Genomic DNA, 21,232 nt, shown 5'->3' with positions numbered 1-21,232 from the left:
CTTTTATCAATGTTCGATCTTAATAGCTTACTACGCGATAATATAAAACGCCTGGTGCCTTACTCCACCGCCAGAGACGAGTTCAAAGGAGATGCTTCCATTTTCCTGGATGCCAATGAGAACAGTTTTGGTTCTCCGTTGCCAGTGGCTTATAACCGCTACCCTGATCCTATGCAGTGGAAAGTGAAATATAAACTGGCAGATATCAAAGGCGTACCGCCACAGAATATCTTCCTCGGCAATGGTAGTGATGAAGTGATAGATGTTTTGTACCGCTCTTTTTGTCGCCCGGGTGTTGACAACGTCGTATTATTCCCGCCTACCTACGGTATGTATGAAGTAAGCGCCAACATCAATGATGTGATTGTACGTAAAGTGTCGCTGACACCAGACTACCAGATTGATATGGCTGCCTTACAGGAAGCAGTGGATGAGCGTACAAAACTGATCTTCATCTGCTCTCCCAACAATCCCACCGGCAATTCCATCAACCGTTCCGACATAGAAATGATCCTGAATAATTTTGACGGGATCGTTGTGATCGATGAAGCATACATCAACTTCGCCCGTCAGAAAACATTCATTCCCGAACTGACAGAATATCCTAACCTCGTTGTCATGCAGACTCTCTCCAAAGCATGGGGACTGGCAGCATTGCGTGTGGGAATGGCTTTCGCCGGAGAAGAGATTATCAACGTGCTGAATAAAGTAAAGCCTCCTTACAACATCAATCAGGCGGCGCAGGACCTGGTACTGGAAGCGCTGGATAATATCATCCAGGTGAATGAATGGATTAAGGATACCGTTGTGGAAAGAGATAAGCTGGCTGCTTCCCTGATCAATCTGCCACAGGTACTGGAAGTGTATCCAAGTGATGCGAACTTCCTGCTGGCTAAAACAGTGGATGCAAAAGGCATTTACAACTACCTGGTGGAAAGAGGCATCATTGTGCGTGATCGTTCCAAAGTAGAATTATGTAATGGTTGCTTACGTATTACCGTAGGCACGCCGGAAGAGAATAACACATTGATCGAAACAATCGCGCAGGTTACTGTATAATATCAACAAACAGTTCATCACTGTTTACAACATAACAACACACAGCTACAATGAAAAGAGTGCTCTTCATAGACAGGGATGGTACCATGATCAAAGAAGTACCACCTACCTACCAGATCGACAGCCTTGAAAAGGTAGAATTTTATCCGAAGGTGTTTGCCTACCTTTCCCGCATTGCTGCGGAACTGGACTATGAGCTGGTAATGGTGACCAACCAGGATGGCCTGGGTACTGCCAGCTTCCCTGAAGCAGATTTCTGGCCGGCGCAGAACTTTATCCTGCGGGCGTTTGAAAATGAAGGTGTGAAATTCGATGCCGTGCATGTTGACCGTACCTTCCCGCATGAGAATGCACCTACGCGCAAACCTGGTACAGGTATGCTGACGCAATATTTCTCCGCTGACTACGACCTTGCGAATTCATTCGTGATCGGTGACCGTATCACTGACGTGCAGCTGGCGAAGAATCTTGGTGCTAAAGCGATCTGGATGAATGAAGGTACCGGCTTAGGTAGTGCAGAGGTGAATGCTAATGCGCAGGCATTAAAAGAAACGATCGTGCTTGAGTCTACTGACTGGCAGAAGATCTATGAGTTCCTGAAATTAGGTTTGCGCACTGTGTCTCATACACGTACTACTAAAGAGACAGATATCTTCATTTCTTTGAACCTTGATGGTACCGGCAAAGCGGATATCAGCACTGGTTTAGGATTTTTTGATCATATGCTGGATCAGATTGCGCGTCATGGTAGTATTGATCTGACTATTAAAGCCAAAGGTGATCTGCATATTGATGAGCATCATACTATAGAGGATGTTGGTATAGCTTTGGGGGAGGCGATGGCGAAGGGCCTGGCTGACAAGAGAGGTATCGAGCGATATGGTTTCTGTCTGCCGATGGATGATTGTCTGGCGCAGGCGGCGATTGATTTTGGTGGTCGTAACTGGATTGTGTGGGATGCGAAGTTTAATCGTGAGAAGATAGGGGAGATGCCGACGGAGATGTTCTTTCATTTCTTTAAGTCGTTTTCGGATGCGGCGAAGTGTAATTTGAATATTAAGGCTGAGGGGGAGAATGAGCATCATAAGATTGAGGCGATATTTAAGACGTTTGCCAAGGCGATAAAAATGGCGGTGCGGAGGGATCCTGCGAATATGCAGTTGCCGAGTACTAAAGGTGTGCTGTGATTTATTTGGCTGTTTGAATGTTTACTGGATGCTGCTGTTCTTATGAATAGTTGGGTGAACATATATTTTGGTTCTGTTTACCGCAAGTAGCGTGCGGTTAAAGTATGGGCCTGCGGTCGGCGCCTCTCTGGGCATTAGATCGCTGGTAGGGATTGTCAAGCGTATGGGCTTTGGAATTCTATTGGGCATTATCAATCGTATGCCCAAAGAGCCGAAGGCCCGCTGGCCCATCTTTAACCGTCTGCTACTTAGCTGCTCCAATAGATGGGTGGACGTTCAACGCAGCAGGAGTTTTGTCATTATTATTGATGAGTGCCTATTTATTTGATGAGTACCGTTATTATCGCTACTACATTGTATCATTATATCATTATTACATTAATAGAACTTTTGAATACGGCACTCCTGATTTATTGAGGCAACGCTGCATATTGCCCCTGACTGTTACAGGCAGACCTTGACGCAGACGGGGTTCAGTGGAGACTGCGGGACCCCGACACGGGGTATCTGCTACCGAGAATGTGCCGTCATCCTTTAAGAGAGATGGAAGAGGAGCAAATATTGACAGAATTCACAGCAAAAAGCCTGAAGGTCATCACTTCACAAAGAATTTCAAAAAAAACTTGCATGTTTTCAAAAAACACCGGATATTTGTTCCGCAAGAAATTAAAACATGATAACAGTTATTACAAACAAGCATTGGTGGTGGCACAATATCAGATCCTGATACGGTGTTACAGTGCCATGTTTCGTAATGAAATATAATTGGAAGGCTCGCTGTTACACAGCGGGCCTTCTTCGTTTTAGATAGTCACCCTAACTCAATCACAAACCAATGGGTAGTATTCAAGTAAAATCAAAATCAAAGAAAATGCTGGCAGACGTATTCACGCCTGTTGGTATCTATTTGCGGCTCCGCGACAAGTTTCCTGGTACCGTACTGCTGGAAAGTACAGACTATCGCGCCAGTGAAAACAGTTTCTCCTTCATCTGCATCCAGCCAATAGCTGGAATAGAAGTAACCAGCACCACGGATTTTGAATTTAAGTATCCTAATCTCCCGCCGGAAAGGAAACAACTGAAGAACAAACAAAGCGTGCTGACTGAGCTCCAGAAGTTCCTCGGTAACTTCACCTTCGCCGATAAGCCGGTACTGCCTGTGGTGCACAGCTTATTCGGATACAGCACATTTGATTCAGTACAGTTCTTCGAAACAATAGAATTTAATAAGGATAAACAGAACGGTAACACCATCCCATTGATGCGATACCGCTTTTATCAATACATCATCGCCATCAATCACTTTAAAGATGAGCTTTATCTCTGTGAAAATGTGGTGGAAGGCCTTGACAGCGAATTTGATCTCATTGAATCTTTGATAAGGCAAAAAGATGTACCGACATACGGTTTCAAAGCAGATGGAGACGAAAAGAGCAACCTGACGAATGAACAATATATGGAGATCGTCGAAAAAGGTAAACAACACTGCTTCCGCGGAGACGTTTTCCAGGTAGTACTCTCCAGAGCCTTCCAGCAAAAGTTCAAAGGTGACGAATTCAATGTGTACCGCGCGCTCCGCTCTATTAACCCTTCCCCTTATCTCTTCTTCTTCGATTACGGCGATTATAAATTAATGGGCTCCTCACCAGAGGCACAGCTGATCATTAAAGATAATAAAGCAACGATCCATCCTATTGCAGGTACCTTCAAACGTACCGGCGATGATGAACAGGATAGACAACTGGCTGCACGACTACTGGAAGATCCGAAGGAAAATGCAGAACATGTAATGCTGGTAGACCTCGCCAGGAATGACCTCAGCAGACTGGCAACAGATGTGGAAGTGGAATCATATAGGAAGATACAGTACTACTCACATGTCATTCACCTGGTGAGTGAAGTGACAGGTAAGATACAGTCAGGGCTGAATCCCTTCTCTTTGCTGGCTGCTACTTTCCCGGCAGGTACATTGTCTGGCGCGCCGAAATACAGGGCGATGGAGATCATTGATGAAAATGAACCGACAGCACGTGGTTTCTACGGTGGCTGTATCGGATCAGTAGGATTCAACGGTGATTTCAACCATGCGATCATGATTCGTTCTGTATTGAGTAAAGCCAACACATTGTACTACCAGGCAGGAGCCGGTATAGTAGCGAAATCTGTCGCATCGTCCGAACTGGAAGAAGTGAATAATAAACTGAATGCATTAAAACAGGCCATTATAATGGCTCAAAATATCTGACATGAATATTCTGGTGTTCGATAATTACGATTCATTTACCTATAACCTGGTGCACCTGGTGGAGAAGATCATCAATGGTAAAGTGACGGTGGTGCGCAATGATGAAATACCATTAGAGCAAGTAAAGCAGTATGACAAGATCATCCTGTCGCCCGGACCAGGTATTCCTGAAGAAGCAGGATTACTGCTGCCACTGATTAAGGAATATGCAGCGAGCAAATCCATCTTCGGCGTGTGTCTTGGCCAACAGGCTATCGGAGAGGCTTTTGGTGCGAAACTGATCAACCTGAAAGATGTATATCATGGGGTAGCAACGAATGTGAACATCACCTCCAGGAATGGAAGACTGTTCAATGGTTTGCCTGATCAGCTGGAAGTAGGTCGTTATCACTCGTGGGTGGTAGATGAAGCCACTTTATCTCCTGACCTGACAATAACCGCCAGGGATGATAACAATTATATCATGGCGCTGCAGCATAACAAGTATGATGTAAGTGGCGTGCAGTTCCATCCTGAAAGTGTATTGACGCCACAGGGAGAACAGATCCTTCGTAACTGGTTGAACGCTTAAATTCCAAGCAATGAAAAAGATACTCAATTACCTTTTTGAACATAAAACATTTAGCCGGGATGCGGCCAAAGAGATACTCATCAGTATTTCAAAAGGCATGTACAATGAAAGCGAACTGGCCGCCTTTATGACCGTTTTCCTGATGCGCAGCATTACGGTTGATGAACTGCTGGGTTTCCGGGATGCGTTGCTGGAACTTTGTGTACCGGTTAATCTGAATGGATATGAAGTGCTGGACATCGTAGGTACCGGTGGAGATGGTAAGAATACTTTTAATGTGTCTACCTTATCCTGTTTCATAGTAGCGGGCGCAGGTGGAAAAGTAGCCAAACATGGCAACTATGGCGTATCTTCCATCAGCGGAGCTTCTAACCTGATGGAATCTGCCGGATACAAATTCAAGAATGATGATGCAAAGCTGAGGGAAGAGCTGGAAGAGGCAGGTGTCTGTTTCCTGCATGCGCCACTGTTCCATCCCGCTTTGAAGCATGTAGCCGGTGTACGCCGTCAGCTGGGAATCCGTACGTTCTTCAACATGCTGGGACCGCTGGTGAATCCGGCCTTCGCACAGCATCAGCTGATAGGGGTGTACAGCCTGGAGCTGGCGAGAGTATATAATTATCTGTTCCAGCAGACTGACAAGCAATATGCGATCGTTTATAGTCTGGACGGATATGACGAAATCTCCCTGACTGCTGATACCCGTGTCATCACCAATGAGGGAGAGAAAGACTGGACGCCGGAACAGCTGGGTAAACGTAAAGTATATCCGGAAGATATTTACGGTGGTAGCACGGTAGAAGCGGCAGCGAAGATCTTTATGAAGATATTGAAAGGTGAAGGTACCTGGGCGCAAAACTCGGTGGTACTGGCTAACGCTGCCATGGGGCTGTATTGCATGAAGAAATTTGATAATTATAATGACTGTTTCCTGGCAGCTGTAGAGTCGCTGGAATCAGGCGCAGCGCATAATGCGTTTAAGAAGTTGATAAGCTTGCAATCATGAAAAATATCCTGACAGAAATAGTAGCCCACAAGCATACAGAAGTGGCCGCCCGTAAACAACAACGGAGCGTGGAAGAACTGGAACAGGTATCCTGGTTCAAACGTACACCACTGTCACTGGCCCAGTTCCTCCGGGATCCGGGGAAGACAGGGATCATTGCTGAGTTCAAAAGACGTTCTCCTTCAAAGGGCGTTATCAACGGTAATGTAACTGTGCAGGATGTAACCACTGCTTATACCCGTTACGGTGCATCCGGCTTGTCAGTACTGACAGATGAGAAGTACTTCGGTGGTTCTTCGGATGATCTGCAGCAGGCAAGGGCGCTGAATAATATCCCTATCCTCCGGAAGGATTTTATTATCGATGAATACCAGATCCTGGAAGCAAAGGCGATCGGTGCAGACGTAATCCTGCTGATAGCAGAATGTTTGTCAAAGCAGGAAGTAGCGCAACTGGCAGCTTTTGCCAATAACCTGGGACTCGAAGTATTACTGGAAGTGCATAGCGGCGATCAGCTGGATAAGGTGACTGATCACATACAACTGGTGGGTGTCAACAACCGTGACCTTACTACGTTTAAAGTTGATTTCAACCGCTCCTGTGAACTCGCGCCGCAGATCCCTGCCAGCAAATGCAAAGTAGCTGAAAGTGGTATCAGCAATACAGATGCTATTGTAACGCTGAAACAGGCAGGCTTCCAGGGATTCCTGATAGGGGAGCATTTTATGAAACAGGAAAATCCGCCAAGGGCATTTGAGCACTTTGTAACGGAACTGGCTAATAAATCAGCACAATGAAAATAAAGGTCTGCGGTATTACACGGAGAGAAGACCTGCAACAACTGGTGAATTACCAGGTTAACTATGCCGGCTTTATATTCTATGAAAAGTCGCCGCGCTTTGCGGGACAGAAAATAGATGCCCGTACAGTCCGCGAAATGGAAGGCATCAAAAAAGTAGGTGTGTTTGTAAATGCACCACTGCAACAGGTACAACGCGTCATTACTGATTATGGTCTGGATATGGTGCAGTTACACGGTGATGAAACACCGGAGTACTGTGCGGCTATACGGGAGCGTGTACCGGTGATAAAAGCCTTTCGCGTAGGAGATGATGTAGACTGGTCAGCATTGTTGTCAGGTTATCTGAAAGTGACAGATTATTTCCTGTTTGATACCGAAGCAGGTAAGGCATATGGTGGCACTGGTAAACGTTTTAACTGGGAACTGCTGAAAACTTATCCTTACACACATCCTTTCTATCTGAGCGGAGGCATAGGGTTGGAAGAAACACCCGAGTTGCTGCAACTGCAGATGCCGGCTTTATTTGCAGTAGATGTAAACAGCAGGTTTGAGATACAACCGGGTGTAAAAGACATGGAAAAGGTGAGGTTATTTACAGATCAGATTCATTCAACTTATTTAAAATAATCATAGCATGAAGATCGCGGAAAACACGTTCGGCTCTAAGTATCATGTAGATGAAAAAGGCTTTTACGGCAGATTTGGCGGCGCTTACATTCCCGAGATGTTATATCCGAATGTAGAGGAACTGCAGCGCAATTACCTGGCAATACTGCGTGATCCGGGATTCCAGGAAGAATTTGATCAGCTGCTGCGTGACTACGTAGGCCGTCCTTCTCCCTTATACTTTGCAAAACGTTTGTCTGAAAAATATAACGCTAAGATCTACCTCAAACGTGAAGATCTGAACCATACAGGCGCTCATAAGGTAAACAACACCATTGGGCAGATCCTGCTGGCAAAACGCCTGGGCAAGACGCGTATCATCGCTGAAACCGGCGCGGGCCAGCATGGTGTAGCTACTGCTACGGTGTGTGCGTTGATGGGGCTGGAGTGTGTGGTATATATGGGTAGCATTGATATCAAGCGTCAGGCGCCGAATGTGGCGCGTATGAAAATGCTGGGCGCTACTGTGGTACCAGCTACCAGCGGTAGTCAGACCCTGAAGGATGCCTGTAACGAGGCTATCCGCGACTGGATCAATAACCCGGTGAATACACATTATATCCTTGGTACAGCAGCAGGACCGCATCCTTATCCGGATATGGTGACCCGCTTCCAGTCTGTGATCAGTGAGGAGATTAAAAAGCAGTTGCTGGAAAAGACGGGAAAGGCGAATCCTGATTACGTAGTGGCTTGTATCGGTGGGGGAAGTAATGCAGCTGGCGCATACTATCATTTCCTGGATGAACCGGATGTTAAACTGGTAGCGGTAGAAGCAGGTGGTAAGGGTGTACATTCCGGACATTCCGCAGCAACTACGCAACTGGGTAAGCTGGGTATTATCCATGCCAGTAAAACCCTGCTGATGCAGACAGAAGATGGACAGATCACTGAACCATATTCTATCTCCGCAGGACTGGATTATCCTGGTATCGGTCCATTGCATGCGCATCTTTATGAAACAGGCCGTGCTACATTCCTGAATGCGACAGATGATGAAGCGCTGCAGGCAGCATATGAACTGACCCGCCTGGAAGGTATTATCCCGGCACTGGAATCGTCTCACGCACTGGCGAAACTGGGGCAGATAGCGCTCAAACCAGATGATGTTGTAGTAGTATGTTTGAGCGGACGTGGTGATAAAGACATGGAAACTTACATTCGTAATTTGCCTGGTAATACTGGCGGTAACGTATAAACATATTTTATGAGCAATCGTATAGATCAATTATTTGCCGGCAAAAGAAAGGGTGTGCTGAATATTTATTGCACTGCAGGATTTCCTGAGCTGAATGATACACTGCCTGTCATGAAAGCATTACAGCAAAACGGTGTGGATATTATTGAACTCGGTATGCCTTTCTCAGATCCGCTGGCAGATGGTCCTGTGATCCAGGATAGCAGTACCCGTGCTATCAGTAATGGCATGAGTTTAAAAGTACTGTTTGAACAGCTGAAAAATCTCCGGCAGGAGATACATGTGCCGGTGCTGCTGATGGGATATCTGAATCCGGTGTTGCTGTATGGTATTGAGAACTTCTGTAAAAAATGCGCAGAAGTAGGGGTGGATGGAGCGATCCTGCCCGACCTGCCAATGGATGAATATGAATCAGAATACAAGCCTGTTTTCGAAAAGTATGGCCTGCACCTGGTGTTTCTTGTGACACCTGAAACCAGTGAGGAACGCATTCGCAAAATAGATAGTGTGAGCAAAGGATTTATATATGCGGTGTCTTCTTCTTCTACAACAGGTACGGATAAAAATATGGGACATCAGCAGGCTTATTTCGAAAGACTGGAATCCCTGAAGCTGAAGAATCCTGTGTTGATCGGGTTTGGTATTAAAGATAAAGCTACCTTTGATGCGGCTACCGCTCACAGCAATGGAGGCGTGATTGGCACAGCCTTTATCCGCGCCCTCGAGCAGGCAACTAACCTGGATTCAGCAATACAGCAGTTTATTGCTGGCGTAAAATAGACAAGAATAGTATATGAAGACGGTTATCATAAAATATAATGCCGGTAACATCCGTTCTGTGCTGTTTGCACTGGACAGACTGGGTGTGGAAGGTGTAGTTACAGACAATCCGGAAGAGATTAAAGCGGCAGATAAAGTGATCTTTCCCGGTGTGGGAGAAGCCAGTTCTGCCATGCGTTATCTGCAGGAGAGAAAACTGGATCAGCTGATCACAGGTTTAAAACAACCAGTGCTGGGTATTTGCCTTGGTATGCAGCTGATGTGTAAGCACTCTGAAGAGAATGATACCAATTGCCTTGGTATTTTTGATGTGGAAGTAAAACGTTTTCAGTCGCCGGTAGACAACCTGTTGAAAATACCGCAGATAGGCTGGAACAACATAACAGGATTGTATTGTACTATGTTCGAGCATGTACCGGAAAACTCCTACATGTACTTTGTACACAGTTATTATGCGGCTTTGAGCCCATATACAGTGGCTACCACCAACTATGTCATTAACTACAGTGCTGCATTACAGAAAGATAATTTCTATGCAGTGCAGTTCCACCCGGAAAAGTCAGCCGGGGAAGGGCAGAAGATCCTGGAGAATTTCCTGAAGTTATAAAATACTATGCAGCCAGTACAGATAAGAAGGATCAATCCGGAAGATACATTACAGCTTCGCAGGGATGTGTTATACCCGGACGCCACATTAGAGGCAATGCGTGTAGATCATGATGAAGACGGTTTACACTTTGGCCTGTTTGAGGATACAAGGTTAAGAGGGATCGTATCATTGTTCGTGCAGAAGGATCTGGCACAGTTCCGCAAACTGGCTGTCCATCCCGACTGCCAGGGCAAAGGATATGGTAGTTTGCTGATGCAGCATGTTGAAGACTTCTGCAGGAAAGAACATATTCCCACTTTATGGTGCAATGCCCGTAATACTGCTGAGGGATTTTATACGAAGCGCGGTTATGAGTTCTGGGGAGATCATTTCACAAAAGATAATATTGTTTTCTGCAAGATGAAATTGCAACTTGATAAGGCAACAGGAAGTGGGTTTACCATTATTCCTGCGATCGACATTATAGATGGTAAATGTGTGCGTCTCACGCAGGGTGATTACGGGCAGAAGAAAGTATACAATGAGCATCCGCTGGAAGTAGCCAAGGCTTTTGAAAGTATTGGCGTACGCCGTTTACACCTGGTAGACCTGGATGGCGCTAAAAAAGGCGCTGTAGTGAACTGGAAAGTACTGGAAGCTATCGCTGGTAAAACGAACCTTGTAATAGATTTCGGTGGAGGTATTAAAACAGAAGATGATCTGCGCATTGTATATGAAAACGGGGCTGCACTGGCAACGATTGGCAGTATAGCGGTGAAAGATCCTGCATTGTTTGCTGCTTGGGTGAAGAAGTATGGTGCAGAAAAGATCTTCCTGGGAGCAGATGTAAAAGAAGAAAAGATCGCTGTGGGCGGATGGCTGGAAACAACAGAACTGTCTGTGTTTGATTTCCTCGAAGAGAATGTGAAACAGGGCGTGAAACATATTTTCTGTACAGACATTGCGAAGGATGGACTTTTACAGGGCCCTTCCATTGCTTTGTATGAAAAGATCCTGCGACGCTTTTCGCAGATCGATTTTGTGGCCAGTGGTGGCGTGAGCACAATGGCAGATGTACATGCGCTGGCAGAAGCAGGTTGTAGTGGTGTGATTGTAGGAAAAGCAATTTATGAGGAAAGGATCAGCATGCAGGAACTGAGTGAATTCCTGAAATTGAATCCCTGATCCCAATCTTAATTCCAAATTTTTTTATCATGTTAACGAAACGTATCATTCCCTGTCTCGATATCAAAGATGGCCGCACAGTAAAGGGTGTGAACTTTGAAAATATACGCGATGCCGGCGATCCTATTGAACTGGGCGCTTTATATGCAGCGCAGGGAGCGGATGAACTGGTGTTCCTGGATATTACCGCCACCAATGAGCGCAGGAAGACTTTGTCTGAACTGGTAACGCGCATTGCGAAACATGTGAATATCCCGTTCACTGTGGGCGGTGGCATTTCTTCCGTAGAAGATGTGAATGTATTATTGCAATCAGGTGCAGACAAAATATCCGTTAATACTTCCGCCTTTAAACGTCCGGAGCTGGTAGATGAACTGGCCCGTGAGTTTGGCAGTCAATGTGTGGTACTGGCTATTGATACGCGCTTTGAAGATGGCGACTGGTATGTATACCTGAATGGTGGCCGGGTGAAAACGGAGGTGAAGGCATATGACTGGGCAAAGGAAGCTGTAGGCCGTGGCGCCGGAGAGATCCTGCTGACCTCTATGAACAATGACGGCACGAAACAGGGATTTGCACTGGACATCACCGGGAAATTGTCCCAGAACCTGAATGTACCCGTGATCGCCTCTGGAGGAGCAGGTACGATGGATCATTTTATGGATGTGTTTGAAACCGCCCAGGCAGATGCTGCACTGGCCGCCAGCATTTTCCACTATAAGGAAATTGAGATCCCGGCATTAAAAACATACCTGTACCAGAGAGGCTTAAATATCAGGTTCTGAGAAAACTACTAATTTTGCCAGCTGGACGGTATATCTTACTTTAAAATGTGACTACTGCATGTATAATAACAAACAGATAAATTTTGACAAATGTGCGGATGGTCTGGTGCCTGCCATTGTACAGGATTCAGCAACCCTGAAAGTGCTGATGCTGGGGTATATGAACCAGGACGCACTGGACAAGACCTTGCAGGAAGGTAAAGTGACTTTTTTCAGCCGTTCCAGGCAGCGCTTGTGGACCAAAGGTGAGGAAAGCGGTAATTTCCTGACGCTCCAGGAAATCAGGGTGGATTGTGATAGCGATACTTTATTGATCAAGGCCATCCCTACCGGCGTGGTATGTCATACCGGGGCAGACACCTGCTGGGAGGAAGAAAATGTCAGCAATGACTTCCTGTCAAAACTGGAGAGCATCATTACTGACAGGAAAAACAATCCTTCAGAGAATTCTTATACTTCTAAGCTATTTTCAAAAGGAATTAACAAAATTGCCCAGAAAGTAGGGGAAGAGGCGGTGGAAGTCGTTATAGAAGCTAAAGACGATAATGAGGAGCTGTTCCTGAACGAATCAGCGGACCTGCTTTTCCATTATCTCGTGCTGCTCAGTGCGAAAGGATACCGGTTGTCCGACGTATTGTCCGTTCTGAAGAAAAGGCACGATAAATAGCAGTTATTTTTTATATTAGTGGGAATGAAACAATTTGTTACAGGCACCCTCGCGGTGCTTTTCTCGTGTGCAGCCTTTGCCCAACAGGAGGTCTCCGGTACATTGACCGGAGCAGACGGCAAAAAAGTCTATCTGTATTCAGATGAAGATAATAATCCGAAGGATTCAGTATCCCTGAAGGGAGATAAGTTCTCGTTTAAAGTACCTGAAGCAAAAAGTCTGTCTATATATGCGGTCGTGCTGGAGGGTGTACAGAATCCTTTGCTGTTTGTAACAGGCAAGGAACCAGTACATTATGCCCTGAATGCGCAGACTTTTCCTGTGGCTACAGCTGTGAAGGGAAATGAAGAGAACAAAGCGATGCAGGCGTATCAGAAGACGTTTCTGGCCCTGATAGAACGTGCACAGGTCCTGAATGTAGAGGCATCAAAAATTGCCGGAGATGATGAGGCGGCGAAGAATGCTTTCCGCGCCAAGGCATCTCTCTTCAACCAGGATGTGGTGAATGCAGGAAGGGACTTTATAAAAGGCCATCCAAAGCAACTGGCCAGTTTGTGGATATTAGTCAATGAGTTACGTAACCGTCTGGAGCCAGATGAATTTGAGAGCATCTTCAATTCACTGGGGCAGTCGCTGAAAGAAACGAAATATGGATTGGCGGCCACCAAATACCTGCGTAGCGTGAAGGGAGAGACTGAAGGTGGGGGAGTAGCCAGTGATTTTACCCAGGATGATATCAATGGTAAACCGGTGAAGTTATCTTCTTTCCGCGGCAAATATGTACTGGTTGATTTCTGGGCCAGCTGGTGTGGTCCCTGCCGGGCAGAAAATCCGAACGTTGTAAAGGCTTTTGAGCGCTTTAAAGACAAGAATTTCACTATCCTGGGTGTATCCCTGGATCAGGATAAAGATCGCTGGATCGGGGCTGTAAAGAAAGATAATCTGCAATGGACGCAGGTATCTGATCTGAAGGGATGGGGTAATGAAGTCGCGCAATTATATGGTGTAAATGCCATTCCGGCCAACTTCCTGATAGACCCTAATGGGAATATCATTGCCCGTAACCTGCGTGGCAGGGCATTGGAAGCCAAACTGGAACAAATATTAAAATAATGAACTTACCGGCCTCGTACTTACACGAGGCCGCTTTTTTTATATTCTTTTCCTTCGCCGTTTATCACAAACAGGTTGATTTTCCTGCCGGGATATGTGAATTTCGTTAGTCTTAAATAATCTAAATCAATGAAGTCCGTAATGATGGCCGTGGCGCTTCTTGCGCCTATGGTCCTGTTGGCGCAGGAAAAATGGAAGGGTGAACAATCATTTACGATACAGGGAACTGTCACAGCTTTACAGAAACCAGCAAAGGTGTATCTGAATATCAGGCGTTGTGGTGATAACAAACTGGATAGCACGGAGGTAAAAGATGGTAAATTCTCTTTTTCCGGCATGCTGGCAGAGGCGACGCTTGCCAATCTGCTACTCAAAGTGCAGGAACCGCCTGTCCAGAAAGACAACCAGGAGACACCTGAAGTAAAAATGAACGACGTGCTTACCTTGTTCCTCGACAAGGGAGATATTAAGATCACCACTGAAGACTCTATCAGTAAAGCTACCGTAGAAGGATCTGTCGCAAACGATGATTATCTCCGTCTGAACGGACAATTGAAAGATGTGGATGGGCGTCTGGAGGAACTGGAACGTCAGTACCGCCAGTTGTATATGGCGGAAGATGAGGATGGCATGAAAAAGCTGGAACCCCAGTTTGACGAGCTGGCGGCGCTGCAGAAGCAGATTATGAGGGATTTTCTGAAGAATAACTGCAACTCACCTATAGCGCTGTATGTATTGAATAAATACGCCGATTATGAGATCAACCTGGCTGAAATTGAACCCATGTTCAACAAGCTGGGAAAATATATCCGTAATACGCCTGGTGGAAAAGAGTTTGCGGCAGGCCTGGAAGCTGCCAAGAAAACCGCAGTGGGGCAGCCTGCTTTAGATTTTGCGCAGCCGGATGTTGAAGGGAAAAATGTGAACCTGGCTTCCTATAAAGGAAAATATCTGCTGATAGGTTTCTGGGCCAGCTGGTGTGGTCCCTGCCGGGCAGAAAACCCGAATATGCTGAAAGCCTACAGCCGGTTCAGGGATAAAGGGTTTGACGTACTTTCTGTCTCCCTGGATGACAAACGGGAAAAATGGGTAGCAGCCATACAGGCTGACAATCTGCAGTGGACGCAGGTTTCCGATCTGAAAGGCTGGAAAAATGAAGTGGCAGAAAAATATGGCATCAGGGCTATTCCCCAGAACCTGTTGATAGATCCCAAGGGAAATATCATTGCCAAAAACCTGCGCGGCGATGCACTGGAGAAGAAACTGGAAGAGGTTTTCAGCGTAGAAGTTGCCGGAAAATAAGGAGGAGAGAGGATATTGTCGCTCTGGATAGAGCTTTAAAAGTAAGTACAAATCAAGTATAGAGAAGGAAAACATCTGTGAAAAGCAGGTGTTTTCCTTTTTTTATTTGGTAGTTTACGAAAAGTTCGTAGATTTACGAAACAATCGTAGGCGATTGTATTTAAACCATAATGAACATGGAAAAGCTGACACAGCAGGAGGAAATAGCAATGCTGGCCATTTGGAAAACGGGGCCGGGGTTTGTGAAAGACTTTTTAGAAGCGCATACCGCTCCTCAGCCACCGTATACAACACTGGCGTCTACTATTAAGAACCTGGAGAAAAAAGGGTATCTCAGCAGTGAGAAGATGGGGAATGTATACAGGTATACTCCCCTGATAGCGGAAAATGAATACAAGCAAAGGTTTATGAATGGTTTTGTAAAGGATTATTTCGAAGATTCCTACAAGGCCCTGGTCACTTTTTTCGCCAAGGAAAAAAAGATCACTCCGGAAGAACTAAAGGAAATCGTCAAGATGATTGAGAAAAACTGATCGTTATGCTTATTTACCTGCTCAAAGCCAATGTGGCGCTTGTTTTGTTTTACCTGGCCTACTATTTTGGATTAAGGCGGCTCACCTTTTATACGCTTAACCGCTTTTTCCTGCTGGGAGGTATTGTTTGTGCGGCCATTTGTCCATTGATAGACCCTTCATTATTCATACGACAGCATCAACCGCTGAATGCTGTGGCAGAGACATATATACCGGATCTGGCGGCTTTACAAACACGTCAGTCAGTACCCTTTATTAATGTGTTCCTGGAGTACATTTTCTGGGCAGGAGTAGCAGTGATGAGCATTCGTTTAGTGATACAGCTGCTATCTCTGTGGAAGCTGCACCGGCATACTACAACTACATTGTCGCCGGAAGCGCAGCGACTGAGAATAACAGAAAAGCGTGTGAATCCTTTTTCATTCATGCGTAATATTTATATCAATCCTTCCCTGCATAGTCCGGATGAATTTACTTCCATCATCCGGCATGAACAGGTGCACGTGCGTCAGTGGCATACACTGGATGTATTACTGGGAGAGCTGAACAAGATCTTCTACTGGTTCAATCCGGGCGCCTGGTTGATGAGCATTGCCATCCGTGAGAACCTTGAGTTCATCACAGACAGGAGCATATTGCGCCAGGGAATGGATGCAAAAGCTTATCAATACAGTCTGATAAAAGTAAGTGGGATCCCATATGCGACGGCCATCGCAAACAATTTCAATTTCTCACATTTAAAACAAAGGATCATGATGATGAATAAAAAGAGATCATCCCGCTATCATTTGCTGCGTTATGTCGTGCTGGGCGCCATTATGGGGGTTGCGGTATTGTCACTGAACTTTACAAAAGCAATTGCCAGAACTGAGAAAGTAGCAAAAAACATTGCTGCTATTACTTTCTCTAAAGACACGACAAAACCAACAGTGGCGCCTGTGGCACCTGTGCCTCCACCTCCGCCACCACCTCCGCCGGCACCTGTAAAAGGGAAAAAAATGCCACCACCACCTCCGCCTGTACCGGCAGTTCCTGCAGGTACTGCTGTCCCTGCGGCCCCTCCGGTTCCTGCTGTACCGGCAGTTCCTGGCGTGCCAGCTGCTCCCGATGAGCATATTGTTGAACCTGCGAAACAGGGAATTACCTTGAGAAGCCAGATGACTGCACCCCCGTTATATTTTGTAGACGGCGTAAATATGGGCCATCAGGCACCTGCAGATCTGAGACCTGAAGAGATAGAATCAATTTCCGTTTTTAAAGGGGAACATGCCGTACAATACGGTGAAGATGGTAAAAATGGGGTGATATTTATTTATACGAAAGGGTATAATGGTGACACAAAGGTAAAAACCGTCAATACCAGTTTTGATTATAAAACCACTGGTGCTGCACCAACCGTTGCTACGACAACATCAACTCACAGCGGTCAACAGTCTGTAGTGAAGGTAAACACCAATACCAACACGCACGCCAACACTATTACTAAGGTCAATGCCAACGTAAACACCACAGCAACAAACACCAACGCGCCTACTAAAGCTGTAGTTGATACGAAAGTAAATACGGCTACAAAAGTAAATGCCGACATGAAGGTTGATGTAGACACTGCTGACAGTAAATCTGAAAATAAGTAAGCAACAATTTTATTGCTGCACAGAACCAGAAGGGGGCTGACCACAAAGTTGGCCCCTTTTTATTAACAGCAGTGCGAACGTTTATTTGTTCTTCACACATCTGAAACCAAGATTTTCCAGTCCTGATTCCGGTGATGTTTTCATTCTTGCTGTGACCCTATAGCCGGAACAATATTCATCCGTACACATAAAGGAACCGCCTCTGATCGTATGTTTAGGCATGGTGGGATCGTCAGGATCGTAGCCGCTGGCAGGACCTTTCGGATTGTTATTATTATCTGCCTGCTGGTAATAGCGGCTGTCATACCAGTCGGCACACCATTCCCATACATTGCCTGACATATCGTATAAACCATAACCATTGGGCGCAAAACTTTTTACCGGAGCGAGGCCGGTATAACCGTCCCGTTGTGTATTCTGGTAGGGGAAATGCCCGTTCCAGGTATTGGCTTTGATCTTTCCTTCCGTCAGCGCTTCTGAACCCCAGGGATAAGGCTGATCTTTCAAACCTCCGCGGGCGGCGTATTCCCATTCCGCTTCCGTAGGCAGGCGTTTCCCTGCCCATTTTGCATAGGCCTGTGCATCATCCCATGAGATGTGTACTACCGGCAGGTGTTCTTTGCCATCAATGTTAGTGTTTGGTCCGCCGGGATGCTGCCAGCTGGCGCCCAATACAAAAGACCACCATTGAGATACGTCATCCAGCGGTATGGCGTGGGAGGGAGGGGTGAATACCAGGGATCCTGGTTGTAACATACTGCTATCCGGCTCAGGAGATCCCGGCGGTAGTTGCTGCATCAATTCTTCTTTACTGATAGGTTTCTCAGCTGTAGTAATATATCCTGTCGCCTTTACGAAGGCGGTAAATTCTGCATTGGTCACTTCATGTTCATCCATCCAGAAACTGTCCACCGTTACTGTATGACGGGGCTGTTCATCCTTGCGGGCTTCTGCATCGTCAGCACCCATTGTAAACGTGCCACCAGGAACGAGTACCATATGGTTCAGCGTGTCACTTATCGTGATTTGATCTGTGGTGCTGTCCGCGGAGGCTTGCTGATGGCGGTTGCCCTGGCAGGCGTATAACAACAGGCTAGTAATCAATGCCCATGCGGTAGTGTATTTACTAAACATTTGCCTAAGATCGTCATTTTGTATGTTAAATTTCAGGCCTCTTAACAATTAAATAATCAGCTATACAAATAAACTATTGTAAACTGCATCCTTGTTTTAGCTATGGAACTATTTACCGCGCCTTTCAGCCGTCAGGATTTTGGAGAGCACTTCTTGTGGGGAGTGGCCATTTCGGCTTTTCAGAATGAAGGAGCCTGTGATGTTGATGGTAAGGGCAGGTCTATCTGGGATGAATTTACCGCCAAAAAAGGCAAGATCAAGGATGGCTCCCATGCACAGATAGCCAACGACTTCTATAACCGCTACCGGGAGGATATCCGGTTGGCGAAACAACTGGGATTTGATGTATTCCGCTTTTCCATTTCCTGGCCACGTATACTGCCGCAGGGTACAGGAGCCGTTAATCCCGCAGGTATCGCTTTTTATCATCGTGTAATAGACGCCTGCCTGGAAGAGGGAATAACACCCTACATTACACTTTATCACTGGGACCTGCCACATGCCCTGGAATTGAAAGGAGGCTGGTGTCACCGTGGAGTGATCTTTGCATTCGAGGAATATGTGCGGATATGCATGCAGGCATATGGCGACAAAGTAAAGAACTGGGTGGTGATGAATGAGCCATTTGGTTTTACTTCACTGGGATATATGCTGGGAGTACATGCACCCGGAAAATTCGGCTTGTCCTATTTCCTGCCTGCTGTTCATCATGTATTACTGGCACAGGCTGCCGGAGCAAAGGTGATCAGGGAAGCCGTAAAAGGAGCCAATATAGGGACTACATTGTCCTGCTCTTATATTTACCCGTATTCACAGCAGGAGGCCGATATACAGGCTGCAAAGAAGGCTGACGCATTGTTTAACCGCCTGTTCCTCGAGCCGGTGCTTGGAATGGGATATCCGGTGGATGATTTTCCCCTGTTGCGTCGTATTGAAAGGCGGTATGCCCTCTGGCGTGACTGGGATCAGTTATCATTCGATTTTGATTTTATCGGTGTGCAGAACTACTTTCCGCTGGTGATACGCAGAAATGCTTTTATGCCGGTAGTAGGTATTTCGGAAGTCAAGCCTAAAGCCCGCCGCGTACCGACAACAGGTCTGGGGTGGGAGATCAGTGGTGAAGGATTATATGCCATCCTGAAGCAGTTTGCTGCCTACGAAGGTGTTAAGAAGCTGATAGTAACCGAAAGCGGGGCTTCCTTTACGGATGTTATGAACGAAGGGAAAATAGATGATAAGGAGCGTGTCAGCTATTTTGAAGAATACCTGTTGGGCGTATTAAAAGCGAAGCGGGAGGGCATACCTGTAGAAGGGTATTTTGCATGGACACTTACTGATAATTTTGAATGGGCTGAAGGATACAGGGCCCGCTTCGGGTTGGTACATGTGGATCCTGAAACACAACGCAGAACGATAAAAAGGTCAGGATATTGGTTCCGGGAGTTGTTGCATAAGGAACTGGTATCCGGGAAAAAGACATGAAAAAAGCCCATAGCATATGCTATGGGCTTTAACTATTTCGTTATCCGTCAGCTCAGATCAATCGTATGTTCTGCGCAGGAACCAGATATCTCTCAATGAGAAGTGGAACACGCCGTTCACGTAAGTCTCTTTGATAAGTCCGCCGCTGGTAGTACCGCGCTGACCTACTTCAACACCTATATAATAACGGAGCATATTGGATTTAGCCGGGATGGAGATGCCGGCGGTACCTGCCACATCCTTGATCTGGTTATTATTGACGATCAGGTATGATTTATAATAAGAGAAACCTGCCTGTACTACAATACCTTCTGCCTGTTGAGTGCCATACTTACGTTTGAACGCATATTCGAGACCGGTAGAGTAGCGCTCAGAATTGGTAAGCCTGTATTTGGCGTTTACGATGCGGCTGTCGGTCCACATTTGTTTGCGCATGTCGGCTACCCATGTTACGCTACCGTTGGTGAGTGAAATACCACCACCAAACTGCTCAGGTAATGTATATTTTTCCTTTGCCAGATCGTCTTCGAAGAGCGTGGTTTCTGACGCGTTCTGTACGATCAGCTTTTTCTCGTAGCTTAATTTTGTTTTGAAACGGTATGTAGCACCGAGGCCCAGCATCCAGTTCTTACCTATCATACCGGAATACAGGATACCGGTATTGAAATTGGTATTAAATGCGTAACGCTGGATCTTGGTAGATACAGTATCTCCGCCAATGTTCTCTGTTACGTTGTTGGGACCGAACAGGAAGTTGGTGGATACACCGATGGAGAAGTTTTTTGTCAGTCTTACCCCATTGGAGATATACGCTTTATAAACGCCACCAGTACCTTCTGTCGTGGTAGTCTGGGGAGATGTGTCTATAAATGTGGTAGAGATCAGTTTATAGTCAACGTTGCTGAACTGTCCGAAGCCGGCGCTCATACCCCATCTGTTGTTCACCTTGAAACCCATTGCCAGTCGTTTGATGTTTACATCACCCGCCCGGCTGTTCAGACTACCAGCATCTTTGTAACCAATGGTCTGTGCACGCAGGGATACGTCAAACATGAAATTCTGACGTGGTATGGCGGAATAGGAGGCCGGGTTCAGTTCATTGAGATAGAAATCTGAACGGCGGCCGATACCGGTACTGCCGAGACCAAAGTTGCGGGTGTAATCATGCTCCTCCTGGTCGCCGATGGCGTAGGCAGAATAGAGTGAATTGATACCGTGTTGTGCCATAGCCTTTGCGCCCAGTAAAAGCATCAGGCCGCATAAGCCGGTCGTATATTGTAATCGCTTCATGTAGTCA

At 46.2% G+C, this 21,232-nt stretch carries 20 protein-coding genes; 18 read left to right on the top strand and 2 right to left on the bottom strand.

The window, feature by feature from the left end:
• Nucleotides 1-9 precede the first annotated feature (9 nt).
• The 17 genes from hisC (at nucleotide 10) to BLR32_RS33150 (ending at nucleotide 17,319) form a co-directional block, all read left to right on the top strand.
• Nucleotides 10-1,059 (top strand): histidinol-phosphate transaminase, encoded by a 1,050-nt coding sequence (gene hisC, locus BLR32_RS33235; protein WP_089838945.1) that lies wholly within the window; start codon nucleotides 10-12, stop codon nucleotides 1,057-1,059.
• A gap of 50 nt (nucleotides 1,060-1,109) precedes the next feature.
• Nucleotides 1,110-2,246 (top strand): bifunctional histidinol-phosphatase/imidazoleglycerol-phosphate dehydratase HisB, encoded by a 1,137-nt coding sequence (hisB, locus tag BLR32_RS33230; RefSeq protein WP_089838943.1) that lies wholly within the window; start codon nucleotides 1,110-1,112, stop codon nucleotides 2,244-2,246.
• 835 nt (nucleotides 2,247-3,081) lie between these two features.
• The gene (locus tag BLR32_RS33220) at nucleotides 3,082-4,491 is read left to right on the top strand and encodes an anthranilate synthase component I family protein (RefSeq protein WP_089838939.1); all 1,410 of its coding nucleotides are present in this window, start codon (nucleotides 3,082-3,084) and stop codon (nucleotides 4,489-4,491) included.
• Between the two features lies 1 nt (nucleotide 4,492).
• Nucleotides 4,493-5,062 (top strand): anthranilate synthase component II, encoded by a 570-nt coding sequence (locus BLR32_RS33215; RefSeq protein WP_089838937.1) that lies wholly within the window; start codon nucleotides 4,493-4,495, stop codon nucleotides 5,060-5,062.
• 10 nt (nucleotides 5,063-5,072) lie between these two features.
• Nucleotides 5,073-6,068 (top strand): anthranilate phosphoribosyltransferase, encoded by a 996-nt coding sequence (gene trpD / locus BLR32_RS33210; RefSeq protein ID WP_089838935.1) that lies wholly within the window; start codon nucleotides 5,073-5,075, stop codon nucleotides 6,066-6,068.
• Nucleotides 6,065-6,865 carry an indole-3-glycerol phosphate synthase TrpC gene (gene trpC, locus BLR32_RS33205; protein WP_089838933.1) on the top strand — a complete coding sequence of 267 codons (801 nt, stop codon included), beginning with the start codon at nucleotides 6,065-6,067 and terminating at the stop codon, nucleotides 6,863-6,865. The genes trpD and trpC overlap by 4 nt, the downstream gene beginning before the upstream one ends.
• Complete coding sequence (locus BLR32_RS33200; protein ID WP_089838931.1) at nucleotides 6,862-7,497, top strand: phosphoribosylanthranilate isomerase; 636 nt, start codon at nucleotides 6,862-6,864, stop codon at nucleotides 7,495-7,497. The genes trpC and BLR32_RS33200 overlap by 4 nt, the downstream gene beginning before the upstream one ends.
• Nucleotides 7,498-7,504: 7 nt before the next feature.
• Nucleotides 7,505-8,731, top strand: coding sequence for a tryptophan synthase subunit beta (trpB, locus tag BLR32_RS33195; protein WP_089838929.1), 1,227 nt, complete (start codon nucleotides 7,505-7,507; stop codon nucleotides 8,729-8,731).
• A 9-nt stretch (nucleotides 8,732-8,740) separates the two neighbouring features.
• Nucleotides 8,741-9,511: a tryptophan synthase subunit alpha gene (gene trpA, locus BLR32_RS33190; protein WP_089838927.1), complete on the top strand. Its 771-nt coding sequence runs from the start codon at nucleotides 8,741-8,743 to the stop codon at nucleotides 9,509-9,511.
• A 13-nt stretch (nucleotides 9,512-9,524) separates the two neighbouring features.
• Nucleotides 9,525-10,118, top strand: a complete 594-nt coding sequence (hisH, locus tag BLR32_RS33185) for an imidazole glycerol phosphate synthase subunit HisH (RefSeq protein WP_089838925.1) — start codon at nucleotides 9,525-9,527, stop codon at nucleotides 10,116-10,118.
• Between the two features lie 6 nt (nucleotides 10,119-10,124).
• Nucleotides 10,125-11,285, top strand: a complete 1,161-nt coding sequence (gene hisA / locus BLR32_RS33180) for a 1-(5-phosphoribosyl)-5-[(5-phosphoribosylamino)methylideneamino]imidazole-4-carboxamide isomerase (protein ID WP_089838922.1) — start codon at nucleotides 10,125-10,127, stop codon at nucleotides 11,283-11,285.
• 29 nt (nucleotides 11,286-11,314) lie between these two features.
• On the top strand, nucleotides 11,315-12,070 hold the full coding sequence (gene hisF, locus BLR32_RS33175) for an imidazole glycerol phosphate synthase subunit HisF (RefSeq protein ID WP_089838920.1): 756 nt from the start codon (nucleotides 11,315-11,317) through the stop codon (nucleotides 12,068-12,070).
• Between the two features lie 58 nt (nucleotides 12,071-12,128).
• Nucleotides 12,129-12,737, top strand: a complete 609-nt coding sequence (gene hisIE / locus BLR32_RS33170; RefSeq protein WP_089838918.1) for a bifunctional phosphoribosyl-AMP cyclohydrolase/phosphoribosyl-ATP diphosphatase HisIE — start codon at nucleotides 12,129-12,131, stop codon at nucleotides 12,735-12,737.
• A gap of 24 nt (nucleotides 12,738-12,761) precedes the next feature.
• The gene (locus BLR32_RS33165; RefSeq protein ID WP_089838916.1) at nucleotides 12,762-13,850 is read left to right on the top strand and encodes a TlpA disulfide reductase family protein; all 1,089 of its coding nucleotides are present in this window, start codon (nucleotides 12,762-12,764) and stop codon (nucleotides 13,848-13,850) included.
• Between the two features lie 129 nt (nucleotides 13,851-13,979).
• Entirely contained in the window at nucleotides 13,980-15,152 is a 1,173-nt protein-coding gene (locus tag BLR32_RS33160) for a TlpA disulfide reductase family protein (protein ID WP_089838914.1), read from the top strand.
• 176 nt (nucleotides 15,153-15,328) lie between these two features.
• Nucleotides 15,329-15,685 carry a BlaI/MecI/CopY family transcriptional regulator gene (locus tag BLR32_RS33155; RefSeq protein WP_089838974.1) on the top strand — a complete coding sequence of 119 codons (357 nt, stop codon included), beginning with the start codon at nucleotides 15,329-15,331 and terminating at the stop codon, nucleotides 15,683-15,685.
• A gap of 5 nt (nucleotides 15,686-15,690) precedes the next feature.
• Complete coding sequence (locus BLR32_RS33150) at nucleotides 15,691-17,319, top strand: M56 family metallopeptidase (protein WP_089838912.1); 1,629 nt, start codon at nucleotides 15,691-15,693, stop codon at nucleotides 17,317-17,319.
• A gap of 81 nt (nucleotides 17,320-17,400) precedes the next feature.
• Here the strand turns inward: BLR32_RS33150 and BLR32_RS33145 are convergent, their stop codons facing one another.
• Entirely contained in the window at nucleotides 17,401-18,453 is a 1,053-nt protein-coding gene (locus BLR32_RS33145; protein ID WP_089838909.1) for a formylglycine-generating enzyme family protein, read from the bottom strand.
• Between the two features lie 102 nt (nucleotides 18,454-18,555).
• Between BLR32_RS33145 and BLR32_RS33140 the strand changes: the two genes are divergently transcribed.
• The gene (locus tag BLR32_RS33140) at nucleotides 18,556-19,935 is read left to right on the top strand and encodes a GH1 family beta-glucosidase (protein WP_089838907.1); all 1,380 of its coding nucleotides are present in this window, start codon (nucleotides 18,556-18,558) and stop codon (nucleotides 19,933-19,935) included.
• A 57-nt stretch (nucleotides 19,936-19,992) separates the two neighbouring features.
• On the opposite strand, the gene BLR32_RS33135 is transcribed toward BLR32_RS33140, so the two are convergent.
• Nucleotides 19,993-21,225, bottom strand: coding sequence for a BamG family beta-barrel-assembly machinery protein (locus tag BLR32_RS33135; protein WP_143011673.1), 1,233 nt, complete (start codon nucleotides 21,223-21,225; stop codon nucleotides 19,993-19,995).
• Nucleotides 21,226-21,232 lie beyond the last annotated feature (7 nt).

It is taken from the genome of Chitinophaga filiformis (assembly GCF_900102545.1).
Classification (GTDB): Bacteria; Bacteroidota; Bacteroidia; order Chitinophagales; family Chitinophagaceae; genus Chitinophaga; species Chitinophaga filiformis.
The sequence above is the reverse complement of the archived record's forward strand: the minus strand, read 5'-3'. Positions and strand labels throughout refer to the sequence as shown.

What these genes read in the sequence shown, in the direction of transcription:
- hisC (WP_089838945.1), top strand. Translation starts at nt 10, where the DNA reads ATGTTCGATCTTAATAGCTTACTACGCGATAATATAAAACGCCTGGTG.
- hisB (WP_089838943.1), top strand. Translation starts at nt 1,110, where the DNA reads ATGAAAAGAGTGCTCTTCATAGACAGGGATGGTACCATGATCAAAGAA.
- BLR32_RS33220 (WP_089838939.1), top strand. Translation starts at nt 3,082, where the DNA reads ATGGGTAGTATTCAAGTAAAATCAAAATCAAAGAAAATGCTGGCAGAC.
- BLR32_RS33215 (WP_089838937.1), top strand. Translation starts at nt 4,493, where the DNA reads ATGAATATTCTGGTGTTCGATAATTACGATTCATTTACCTATAACCTG.
- trpD (WP_089838935.1), top strand. Translation starts at nt 5,073, where the DNA reads ATGAAAAAGATACTCAATTACCTTTTTGAACATAAAACATTTAGCCGG.
- trpC (WP_089838933.1), top strand. Translation starts at nt 6,065, where the DNA reads ATGAAAAATATCCTGACAGAAATAGTAGCCCACAAGCATACAGAAGTG.
- BLR32_RS33200 (WP_089838931.1), top strand. Translation starts at nt 6,862, where the DNA reads ATGAAAATAAAGGTCTGCGGTATTACACGGAGAGAAGACCTGCAACAA.
- trpB (WP_089838929.1), top strand. Translation starts at nt 7,505, where the DNA reads ATGAAGATCGCGGAAAACACGTTCGGCTCTAAGTATCATGTAGATGAA.
- trpA (WP_089838927.1), top strand. Translation starts at nt 8,741, where the DNA reads ATGAGCAATCGTATAGATCAATTATTTGCCGGCAAAAGAAAGGGTGTG.
- hisH (WP_089838925.1), top strand. Translation starts at nt 9,525, where the DNA reads ATGAAGACGGTTATCATAAAATATAATGCCGGTAACATCCGTTCTGTG.
- hisA (WP_089838922.1), top strand. Translation starts at nt 10,125, where the DNA reads ATGCAGCCAGTACAGATAAGAAGGATCAATCCGGAAGATACATTACAG.
- hisF (WP_089838920.1), top strand. Translation starts at nt 11,315, where the DNA reads ATGTTAACGAAACGTATCATTCCCTGTCTCGATATCAAAGATGGCCGC.
- hisIE (WP_089838918.1), top strand. Translation starts at nt 12,129, where the DNA reads ATGTATAATAACAAACAGATAAATTTTGACAAATGTGCGGATGGTCTG.
- BLR32_RS33165 (WP_089838916.1), top strand. Translation starts at nt 12,762, where the DNA reads ATGAAACAATTTGTTACAGGCACCCTCGCGGTGCTTTTCTCGTGTGCA.
- BLR32_RS33160 (WP_089838914.1), top strand. Translation starts at nt 13,980, where the DNA reads ATGAAGTCCGTAATGATGGCCGTGGCGCTTCTTGCGCCTATGGTCCTG.
- BLR32_RS33155 (WP_089838974.1), top strand. Translation starts at nt 15,329, where the DNA reads ATGGAAAAGCTGACACAGCAGGAGGAAATAGCAATGCTGGCCATTTGG.
- BLR32_RS33150 (WP_089838912.1), top strand. Translation starts at nt 15,691, where the DNA reads ATGCTTATTTACCTGCTCAAAGCCAATGTGGCGCTTGTTTTGTTTTAC.
- BLR32_RS33145 (WP_089838909.1), bottom strand. Translation starts at nt 18,453, where the DNA reads ATGTTTAGTAAATACACTACCGCATGGGCATTGATTACTAGCCTGTTG.
- BLR32_RS33140 (WP_089838907.1), top strand. Translation starts at nt 18,556, where the DNA reads ATGGAACTATTTACCGCGCCTTTCAGCCGTCAGGATTTTGGAGAGCAC.
- BLR32_RS33135 (WP_143011673.1), bottom strand. Translation starts at nt 21,225, where the DNA reads ATGAAGCGATTACAATATACGACCGGCTTATGCGGCCTGATGCTTTTA.